Below are 9,859 nucleotides of genomic sequence, written 5' to 3'. Positions count from 1 at the left end.
CGCGACGGCAACCTGCTGACCGGCGGCGGCATCACCGCCGGGATCGACTTTGCCCTGACCCTGGCCAGCGAGCTGTTCGGCGCCGACGAGGCCCAACTGATCCAGTTGCAGCTTGAGTACGCCCCCGCGCCACCGTTCAACGCCGGCAGCCCGGACACCGCGCCCCAGGCCATACTCGACGGGGCCCGCGAGCGGGTGGTGGAATCGCGTCGCCTGCGCAGTGAAATCACCGCCCGCGCCGCCAAGCGCCTGGGCCTGAACTGATCCTGTACTCCCATGGGAGCCGGCTTGCTGGCTCCTACCAGAGGGCTGCGCAACCGGGGCCCGCGTGTTGACAGGAAAAATGCCAAGGTGCATTGTCTGACAACCTGACTTTTGAGCCCGCACCGATGTTTGAACTCCAACGCCCCGATTCCCTGGTCGAACGGGTCGTCGCCGCCATTCGCAACGAAATCGACACCGGTCGCCTGGCGGCCGAGGCGCGCCTGCCCACCGAGCAGCAACTGGCCGACCAACTCAATGTCAGCCGTTCCGTGGTCCGCGAAGCCATTGCCCAGCTCAAGGCCGACGGCGTGCTGGTCGCCCGTCGCGGGCTCGGTTCCTATATTTCCAGCACGCCGGCCGGCACGGTCTTCCGCTTTCCCAGGAGCGAGGGTCGCCACACCGACCTGGCGCAGATGTTCGAGATGCGCCTGTGGATCGAGACCCAGGCCGCCTCCATCGCCGCCCAGCGCCGCGACGCCGCCGACCTGCAGCGCATGCAGGAAGCCCTGCGGGAGATGCACGAAAAGCGCAGCGACTTCACGGCCGCCGCCAATGCCGACGTGGCCTTTCACCGGGCCATTGCCCAGGCCAGCAAGAATGACTACTTCGTCGCCTTTCACGATTTCCTGCGTGGCCAGTTGGCCGAGGCCCGCCGCACCGCCTGGGAAAACTCGGCAACGCATTCGGTGGGTGGCCCGGCGGATGCCGGCCGCGAGCACCAGGCCCTGTTCCAGGCTATCGCCGATGGCGACCGTCAGGCTGCCGCGGCGTGTGCCGAAGCGCACCTGCGCGCGGCAGCCCGACGCCTGCAACTGGAGCTGCCGGCCATGAGTTGACCCGCAGCCAGCGTCCGAACCGTGTTTGCGCAAAGCTTGAGGGCCCTTCGCAGGCAAGCCACGGGCCTACCGGGGCGTGTCGGGCGCAGTGGTGAGTGAGCACGAAGGGAAGGTTGCCCATGACATTCTTCAGGCACCTTAGTCTGACAACCTGATAACAAGACACCGCAAAGACAGGGATAATCGAACCATGCTCTACGACTTCTGCATCATCGGCGGCGGTATCGTCGGTCTGGCCACCGCCATGGAACTGCTCAAGCGCCAACCCGGCGCCAGCCTGGTGATCCTGGAAAAGGAGGCCAGCCTCGCCCGCCACCAGACCGGGCACAACAGCGGCGTCATCCATGCCGGGATCTACTACGCGCCGGGCAGCCTCAAGGCCGACCTGTGCAAGCGCGGTGCCCAGGCCACCAAGGACTTCTGTCGCGAGCACGGCATTGCCTACGAGGTCTGCGGCAAGATGCTGGTGGCTTCCACCCCGCTGGAGATGCAGCGGATGAACGCACTGTACGAACGCTCGCAGCTCAATGGCCTGAAGGTCGAGCGCCTGGATGCCGAGGAACTGCGGCGCCGCGAGCCGAACATCGTCGGTCTCGGTGCGCTGTTTCTCGATGCCACGGGGATCGTCGATTACCGCCAGGTCTGCGAAGCGATGGCCCGGGTGATCACCGGCAGCGGCGGCGAAATCCGCCTGCAGCAGACCGTCACCGCGATCCGGGAAAACACCGACAGCGTCACCGTCAGCACCGAAGACGGTGTCTGGCAGGCACGCCGGCTGGTGGCCTGCGCCGGCTTGCAGTCCGATCGCCTGGCCACCCTGGCCGGGGTGCCCATCGACCACCAGATCATCCCGTTTCGCGGCGAGTACTTCCGTCTGCCGGCGTCGAAGAACGACATCGTCAACCACCTGATCTACCCGATCCCCGACCCCGAGCTGCCATTCCTCGGCGTGCACCTGACCCGCATGATCGACGGCAGCGTCACCGTCGGCCCGAACGCGGTGCTGGGGCTGGGCCGGGAGAACTACCGCAAGTTCTCGGTCAACTGGCGGGATGTCGCGCAGTACGCCCGCTTCCCCGGCTTCTGGAAAACCATTCGGCAGAACCTGCGCTCCGGCACCCAGGAGTTGAAGAACTCGCTGAGCAGGCGCGGCTATCTGGAACTGTGCCGCAAGTACTGCCCGTCGCTGGTGGTCGAGGACCTGCTGCCCTACGAGGCCGGCATCCGCGCCCAGGCGGTCATGCGCGACGGCAGCCTGGTGCATGACTTCCTGTTCGCCGAAACCGCGCGCATGGTCCACGTCTGCAACGCGCCCTCGCCGGCCGCGACCTCGGCGATGCCGATCGGCGAGATGATCGCCGAGCGGATTCTCGGGCCGCGTTGACCCTACTCGTCCAGCGGCATGTCCAGCAGTGCCGAACCCAGGCTCTTGCCATGGGCGTCCAGCGCCAGGGAGCGGGTCACGCCACCGCGCAGGATGCCCGGCAGCACGAAGTTCAGCGCCTGCACACCGGGCAGTTCGTAGCGCCGCACCGGCGCGGCGGCCGGGTCGCGCAGCTCGGCGAACCAGGCCGCGACCCGCTCCGCGGTCAGCCACGCGCACAGCCGCGGATAGTCTTCGGCGCGATAGGCGATCACCGAGATGTTCGAGGTGTCGCCCTTGTCGCCAGTACGCGAATGGGCCAGGGACCGCAGCTTCAAGGTACTCATTGCAGATCCTCCAGATGAACCCGGGCAACCAGGCTTTCGCGCGGCAGCAGCAACGACGCCACCGCCACCACCTGCCGTACGCTCTTGCTGGCACCACCGCCGCCGGAGGGGCCATTGGTGTACAGGGTTTCCACTTCATTGCCGACGCGCACCGCATCGGCCCGCCGGGCGCAACGGGCGGCCACCCGCAGGCGGACTTCCCAGGGCTCGGCCGCCGCGCGCTCGCCCAGGCGCTCGCCATGCAGCGAATCGACCCCCATCAGTTCGGCCCGCACCTCCTCCATTTCAACGCCGATGATCCGCAGGCGCTCCAGCACCACCTCCCGCGCCAGCCGGGCACGGGCCAGTGCCCCGGGGCCGCCGTAGGACATCTGCCCCTCGCCGATCCAGCCGTCCAGGTAACCGACCGAGACCTTCAGCGACTGCGGCCGCGGCAGCCCGCTGGCGCCCTGTACCTGCACCCGGTCCGGGCCCTGCCCGGCAAAGCTCACCCGGGAAAAATCGGCGGTGACATCCGGGGTCAGGTAGGCCGCCGGGTCATGCACCTCGTAGATCAGCTGTTCGGCGCAGGTGGCACGATCCACCCGCCCGCCGCTGCCGGCGACCTTGGTGATGATCGCCCCGCCCTGCTCGTCGACCTCGGCCAACGGGAAGCCCAGGTAGGCCAGGCCCGGTACGTCCTTGATGCCGGGGTCGGCGAAGTAGCCGCCGGTGATCTGCCCGGCGCATTCGAGCAGGTGGCCGATCAGCGTGCCGCGCCCCAGGCGCGGCCAATCGTCCGCCGCCCAGCCGAACTCGAACAGTTGCGGGGCAAGGAACAGCGACGGGTCGGCGACCCGGCCGGTGATCACCACATCGGCATCCGCCGCCAGGGCCTGGACGATGCCCTCGGCGCCCAGGTAGGCATTGGCCGAGATCAGCCGCTCACCCAACTGCGCCAGCCGCAGGCCATTGTCCAACTGCCGCTCGGGCTCGGCCTGCAGGGCCGCCAGCACGTCATCGCCGGTCACCGCCGCCACCTTCAGCGCCGGCAGGCCCAGCTCGACGGCGATCCGCCGCACCTCCCGGGCCGCGGCCAGCGGGTTGGCCGCGCCCATGTTGGTGATGATCCGCAGCCGCCGCGCATTGCCGGCCACATAGGGCAGCACCCGCTGCATGCGCTCGCGCAGCAACGGATCGTAGCCCGCCGCAGGGTCGCTCAGGCGGGCCTGCTGGGCCAGCGCGATGGTGCGCTCGGCCAGGCATTCGAACACCAGGTAATCCAGCTCACCCTTGGCCGCCAGTTCCACGGCCGGCTCGATACGGTCGCCGGAGTAACCGGCACCGGAGCCGATACGCAAGGTTTTCATCGCAAAGCCCTTCATTTCAAAAGACGCCCAGAAGCAACGCCGTCAGGGTCATCAGCACCGAGGCGGCAAACAGGAATGGAATGGTGAAACGCTGGTGGTCGGCCAGTTCGATCTTGCACAGGCCCACCAGCAGGAAAGTCGCCGGGGTCAGAGGGCTGACCGGGAACCCGGTGGTGTGCACCCCGAGCAGCGAGGCCTGGGCCACCTGCAGCGGTTCGACCCCCAGGGCCTTGCCGACCTCGGCGATCACCGGCATCACCCCGAAGTAGAACGAGTCCGGGTCGAACAGCAGGCTCAGCGGCATCGACAGCAGCCCGACCACCGTCGGGATCAGCTTGCCGTGCCCGGCGGGAATCTGCGCCACCGCCACTTCGGCCATGGCCTTGAGCATGCCGGTGCCCTGCATGATGCCGGTGAACACCCCGGCCGCCAGGAGAATGCTGGCCATGGTCAGCGCGGTCCTGGCGTGGGCATCGATGCGCTCGCGCTGGGCGTCGACGTTCGGGTAGTTCAGGCACAGGGCAACCACGGTGCCGAGCATGAACATCACCACCGGGTCGACCCAGCCGGCGATCATCACCACCATCACCAGCACGGTCAGCAGCAGGTTGGCCCAGAACAGCCGCGGACGCCGCAGGCGCTCCTCCTCGGCGCTGATCACCCGGGTCGGCACGCTGTCCACCGCCGCCCCGCCCCCCAGACCGAGGCGACGCTCTTCACGCCGGCCCAGCCACCAGGCGCTGGCGAACACAAAGAGCAGGCCGACGATCTGCACCGGGATCAGCGGCTGGAACAACTGCGCCACCGGCACGTGCAAGGCCGCCGAAGAGCGCAGCACCGGCCCGGTCCACGGCAGGAAGTTGACCCCGGCGGCCATCGCCGCAACGCAGGCCAGGATGCGCCGGTCGATGCCCAGGCGGGTATACAGCGGCAGCATCGCCGGCACCGTGACCAGAAAGGTCACCGCCCCCGAACCGTCCAGGTGCACCAGCAGCGCCAGCAGGGCGGTGCCGACGACGATCCGGCTCGGCCGGGTACCGACGGTACGCAGAATGCGATCGATGATCGGGTCGAGCATGCCGGCATCGGTCATCACGCCGAAGAACAGGATGGCGAAGACGAACATGCCGACCACCGGGGCGACGTTCTTGATACCGGTAATGATGAAGCCGCTGGTCTGCAGACCGAAGCCGCCGAGCAAGGCGGCAATGATCGGCAGGGCGATCAGGGCAACCAGGGGAGAGAGGCGCTTGCTCATGACAGCCGCAAGCAGACAGAGAATGGTGATGACACCCAGCGTGGCAAGCATGGGAAGACTCCAGTGAGCCGCTTCTTCAGAGAGCGGGCGGTTATTGTTTTCCCCGGAGTATTGAAAGGCGGTTAAGCTTTGTAAATTGGAATGTTCACCGCCTTGTATTCGGAAAAACAGAATGAAGAATTCCATCCAGCATATTCGCGCCTTCCTCACCGTCGTGCGCGCCGGCAGCTTCACCCGGGCGGCGGATGAACTGCACCTGTCGCCGTCGGCGCTGACCGTGCAAGTGCAGCAGTTGGAAGACTGGCTCGGCGTCGCGCTGCTCGAGCGCAGCCCGCGTCAGGTCAGCCTGACCAGCGCCGGCCAGCAGGCCCGCGGGCCGATGGAGAAGCTGCTGCTGGACCTGGACAACATCGTCAACGGCTCCCGCGGCCTGGCCAGCCTGCAGCGCGGCGTGGTGACCATCGCCGCCCTGCCGTCGATCTGCTCCGGCGCCCTGCCGCCGGTGCTGCGAGCCTTTCGCGAAGCCTATCCGGGCGTCGAAGTGCGCCTGCGCGACGTGGTCGCCCAGCGCATCGATGCCCTGGTGCGCGACAACGAGGTCGATTTCGGCCTCGGCGTGCGGGCGCGGCTCAGTCATGGCCTGGACTTCGAGGTGGTGATGGTCGACCGGCTCTGCCTGTTCGTGCCCGAGCAGCATCCGCTGGCGCGCAGGAAACGGGTACGGCTGGCAGACCTCAGCGGCCAGCCGATGATCCTCACCGGGCGCGACAGCAGCGTGCGCGAGCGGGTCGAGCAATTGTTCGACGAGCAGCGCCTGACCCTGGTCCCGGGGCTGGAGGCCAACTACATGTCCACGGTGCTGGCATTGGTGCGCCAGGGGCTGGGCATGACCCTGTTGCCGGAGTCGGCGGACGACCGCCTCAGCGGCCTGATCCGCCTGCCGGTGGAACACGCCGGCGTCAGCCGCGAGATCGGCCTGATCACCCGCGCCGGGCAGACCCTGGGGCCGGCGGCGGCCCGCTTCAGCGCGCTGGTGCGCGAACGCTTCGCCCTCGGCTCAGAACCGAGTGACGTTGTCGCCGAAGGTCCGGATCAGTTCCAGTAGCATCTTCACCCGCAGCGGCAGGTTGCCGGCCGGGTACACCGCATGCATCTGCGGGTTCTCGCCGCCGCTGGAGGTCAGTCGATACTCGGGAAACACCCGCACCAGCCGCCCCTGCTCGACCTCCGGCTCCGCCAGCCAGTCGGCCAGGCGGGCAATCCCCACCCCGGCCAACGCGGCCTGAAACACCGCGGCGCCCGAACTGAAGCGAAATTTCGGATGCACTCGGTAGCTGATGGCCTGCTGCTCATTGCGAAAATTCCACTCCTTAAGAATCCGCGGGGCGGTGTGCAGAATCAGCGAATGACGGTCCAATGCCTCGATCGAGTCGGGCGTGCCGCACCGCTCCAGGTAGGCGGGGCTGGCATACAGGTAGCGGGCATAGCTCCATAGCGGAAAACCGATCAGGTCGCTGGATTGCGGAAAGGCACCGCGGATCGAGAAGTCCAGCTTGCTCCTGGCCGGGTCGATGGTTTCGTCGGTGAAGATCACGTCGATGTTCACCTGCGGATAACGCTCGCAGTACTGGGCGATCAGCCTGGGCATGACCCCGTGACCGAGAAACTCCGGCGCCGAAAAGCGGATCCAGCCGTTGGCCAGGCCGCTGATACCGGCCAGGTCTTCGTCGGCCTCACGTTGCAGATCCAGCATTTTGTAGGCGTGGGGCAACAGCCGCTCGCCGGCCTCGGTCAGGCTCACCGCATTGGCCGAGCGATTGAACAGCTTGACCCCGGCGCTCTCTTCGAGGGCCTGAACGGCACGGGTCACAGAGCTTGGCGAACGCCCCAGAGTCCGCGCCGCGGCGATGAAGCTGCGCTTGCGCGCCACCGTCGCGAAGGCTTCGAGCTCACCCAACAGATCCAGTGCCATGACTCACCTCGTTGCACTTTTCGCAACGTGGTATTGCAACACAAAAAGGTCCCTTCCGTTAGCCTTCGCGCTTAACCCACAGGGACGTAGGAATAGAGGAGCAAAGGACGTGTCAAAACTGAATGAGGCTGTCAGGCATTCGGCTAGCCGAATCAGCGAGCAAAGCCCGCACTGGCTGGTTCGAAATGCCCCGGCGCCCACTCTGCAGGCCCTGCCCGAAATCCATCTATCATTCACCGAGCAACGACAATTGCAGGCAGCGCTCACTCCCCTGGCCATCCGCGACAGCGCCTCGGGCATCGACCGGATGCCGGTGCTGCAACGTCTGCTGGAAAACGTCCTGAGTGCCGAAAAACACCAGGTGCTGCGCGACTTCCCCCAGTCGGATGCGGGGGCGCTGATCGTCCGCGGCCTGCCGGTCGACCCGCAGTTGCCGGCCACACCCTACGACGACGAACCCGGCATTGAAGAGCTGCCGGTGCTGGCCGGTGCGATCCTGTCCGTGCTGGCGGCGTTGGGCACCCGCCCCGTGGGCTATGCCGGGGAGAGCGACAACACGGTGTTCCGCCACGTCTCGCCCAAGCAGGAGTGCGAGACCGAAGCCAGCTCCTTCGGCTCGCGCCTGGGCCTGGGCATGCACGTCGACAACCCGCACCTGCCGCTGACCTGCGAACCGCTCGACGGCCTCTCGGCCTGCCCCGAGTACCTGACCCTGACCGGCCTGCGTTGCGAACTGGACGTGCCCACGCGCATCGTCGCCATCCGCGACGTGCTGGACATCCTGCCGGACTTCGTCGAACAGGAACTGCAGCGGCCAAACTTCAGCGTTCGCCGGCCGGACTCGTTCGGCCAGGAGGGCAACGTGCTGGAAAACGTTCCGCTGCTCTACCAGCCGCCAGCCGGCGGCCTGCATTGCCGCTACAACAAGGCGGCGGTCAGCGCGACCACCGCCAACGCCGACTTTGCCATGCAACTGTTCTCGGCCACCGCCAACCACCCCGATGTCATCCGGCACATCCTGCTGCAGCCCGGCGACATGCTGATTTTCAAGAACCAGCAGACCCTGCACGCCCGGGATGGCTTCACCCCGCGCTACGACGGCCGCGACCGCTGGATGATCCGGGTGTTCGGGGTCGACGATCCGGCGCGCGTGGTACCGCTGGACCCGAACCAACCCTTTATCGTCAGAGCCTGATTTCATGTTTGATATCGTCATCCTTTGCTGCTTCGCCTTCGCCGCCGGCCTCATCGACGCGGCGGTCGGCGGCGGCGGACTGATCCAGATCCCCGCGCTGTTCAACGTGCTGCCCTCCGCCCCACCAGCCGCCCTGCTGGGCACCAACAAGGTCGCGGCCGCCTGCGGCACGACCTTCGCGGCGCGCTCGTTCGTGCGCAAGGTGGTGATCGACTGGAGCCTGGTGATCCCGGCGGCCGGGGCGGCATTCGTCATGTCGTTCTTCGGCGCGGCCACCGTCTCGGCGGTGCCGCAGTCGGTGGTACGCCCGGCGGTGCTGGTGATGATCGTGGTGATGGCGCTCTACACCTTCTGGAAAAAGGACTTCGGCGCCCTGCACAAGCCGATGCGGATCGGCACCCGGGAAAAACTGCTGGCGGTGCTGATCGGTGGCGCCATCGGTTTCTACGACGGCCTGTTCGGCCCCGGTACCGGCAGCTTCCTGATCTTCCTGTTCATCCGCTGCTTCGCCTTCGACTTCCTGCACGCCTCGGCCTCGGCCAAACTGGTGAACATCGCCACCAACGTCGCCGCGCTGGTGTTCTTCATCCCCACCGGCAACGTCCTGTACCTGGTGGCGCTGCCGATGGCGCTGTTCAACATCCTCGGCGCCCTGACCGGCACCTGGCTCGCGGTGCGCCGGGGCGTGCCGTTCGTGCGCGCGCTGTTCCTGGTCTTGCTGGTGATTCTGATCAGCAAGCTTTCGTACGACCTGATCAAGCCCTTCTGAGGAAAAGCCCATGCCTGCCGTTTTCGATCGACTGGTCAGCCTGCTGGACAGCCACGGCGCCCGCTACCGCGTCATGCAGCACGATGCCGAAGAGCAGTCGATGCGGGTCTCGCAAATCCGTGGCACCGAACCGGGCCAGGGGGCCAAGGCCATGCTCTGCGCCCTCAAGGGCCAGGGCGAACGCTATGCCCTGGCGATCCTGCCGGGCGACCACCGGCTCGACATGAAAAAGCTCGGTGCCGCCCTGGGGGGCAAGAAGGCCGAACTGGTGAAGGCCGAGACCGCCATGGCCCTGACCGGCTGCCGGATCGGCGCGATTCCGCCGTTCGTGTTCGACGAGCGGATCGAACTGATCGTCGACCCGAGCCTGACCCGGCGCTACGCCGAGATCGCCTTCAATGCCGGGCGCCTGGACACCTCGATGATTCTCGCCAGCGATGACTACCTGGCGATCACCCGGCCGCAACTGGTCGATATCAGCCAGGCCTAGGCTGTGTACGAAATTG

General features: G+C 66.9%; 10 protein-coding genes and 1 pseudogene. 7 read left to right on the top strand and 4 right to left on the bottom strand.

Annotated features, from left to right (window positions below):
- From PF66_RS33525 to lhgO, 3 genes and pseudogenes are all read left to right on the top strand, one after another.
- A pseudogene (locus tag PF66_RS33525) lies at nt 1–264 on the top strand (DJ-1/PfpI family protein); the annotation flags it as partial.
- A gap of 125 nt (nt 265–389) precedes the next feature.
- Nucleotides 390–1,100, top strand: a complete 711-nt coding sequence (locus PF66_RS25935; protein ID WP_054064214.1) for a FadR/GntR family transcriptional regulator — start codon at nt 390–392, stop codon at nt 1,098–1,100.
- 190 nt (nt 1,101–1,290) lie between these two features.
- Complete coding sequence (gene lhgO, locus PF66_RS25930; RefSeq protein WP_054064213.1) at nt 1,291–2,484, top strand: L-2-hydroxyglutarate oxidase; 1,194 nt, start codon at nt 1,291–1,293, stop codon at nt 2,482–2,484.
- 2 nt (nt 2,485–2,486) lie between these two features.
- On the opposite strand, the gene PF66_RS25925 is transcribed toward lhgO, so the two are convergent.
- The 3 genes from PF66_RS25925 to PF66_RS25915 are packed head-to-tail and all read right to left on the bottom strand — an operon-like array spanning nt 2,487 to nt 5,468.
- Nucleotides 2,487–2,801, bottom strand: a complete 315-nt coding sequence (locus PF66_RS25925) for an AtuA-related protein (protein WP_193394233.1) — start codon at nt 2,799–2,801, stop codon at nt 2,487–2,489.
- A gap of 5 nt (nt 2,802–2,806) precedes the next feature.
- Complete coding sequence (locus tag PF66_RS25920; RefSeq protein WP_054064211.1) at nt 2,807–4,159, bottom strand: acyclic terpene utilization AtuA family protein; 1,353 nt, start codon at nt 4,157–4,159, stop codon at nt 2,807–2,809.
- Nucleotides 4,160–4,175: 16 nt separating this feature from the next.
- Entirely contained in the window at nt 4,176–5,468 is a 1,293-nt protein-coding gene (locus PF66_RS25915; protein WP_054061575.1) for a CitMHS family transporter, read from the bottom strand.
- A 121-nt stretch (nt 5,469–5,589) separates the two neighbouring features.
- Here PF66_RS25915 and PF66_RS25910 point away from each other — a divergent pair, with 121 nt between their 5' ends.
- On the top strand, nt 5,590–6,522 hold the full coding sequence (locus tag PF66_RS25910) for a LysR family transcriptional regulator (protein ID WP_054064210.1): 933 nt from the start codon (nt 5,590–5,592) through the stop codon (nt 6,520–6,522).
- On the opposite strand, the gene PF66_RS25905 is transcribed toward PF66_RS25910, so the two are convergent.
- Nucleotides 6,475–7,389 carry a LysR family transcriptional regulator gene (locus tag PF66_RS25905; RefSeq protein WP_054064209.1) on the bottom strand — a complete coding sequence of 305 codons (915 nt, stop codon included), beginning with the start codon at nt 7,387–7,389 and terminating at the stop codon, nt 6,475–6,477. The two genes, PF66_RS25910 and PF66_RS25905, sit on opposite strands and share 48 nt — an antisense overlap.
- A 109-nt stretch (nt 7,390–7,498) precedes the next feature.
- Between PF66_RS25905 and PF66_RS25900 the strand changes: the two genes are divergently transcribed.
- Genes PF66_RS25900 through PF66_RS25890 form a run of 3 tightly spaced genes read left to right on the top strand, consistent with a single transcriptional unit; the run spans nt 7,499 to nt 9,843 of the window.
- Nucleotides 7,499–8,584, top strand: a complete 1,086-nt coding sequence (locus PF66_RS25900; RefSeq protein ID WP_239688004.1) for a TauD/TfdA family dioxygenase — start codon at nt 7,499–7,501, stop codon at nt 8,582–8,584.
- A 4-nt stretch (nt 8,585–8,588) separates the two neighbouring features.
- Nucleotides 8,589–9,353, top strand: coding sequence for a sulfite exporter TauE/SafE family protein (locus tag PF66_RS25895; protein ID WP_054059104.1), 765 nt, complete (start codon nt 8,589–8,591; stop codon nt 9,351–9,353).
- Nucleotides 9,354–9,363: 10 nt separating this feature from the next.
- On the top strand, nt 9,364–9,843 hold the full coding sequence (locus PF66_RS25890; protein WP_054064208.1) for a YbaK/prolyl-tRNA synthetase associated domain-containing protein: 480 nt from the start codon (nt 9,364–9,366) through the stop codon (nt 9,841–9,843).
- Nucleotides 9,844–9,859: the final 16 nt, after the last annotated feature.

The organism is Pseudomonas asplenii (assembly GCF_001293465.1).
In the GTDB taxonomy this organism is placed as follows: domain Bacteria; phylum Pseudomonadota; class Gammaproteobacteria; order Pseudomonadales; family Pseudomonadaceae; genus Aquipseudomonas; species Aquipseudomonas fuscovaginae_B.
This window is presented reverse-complemented; position numbering and strand designations above follow the sequence as displayed.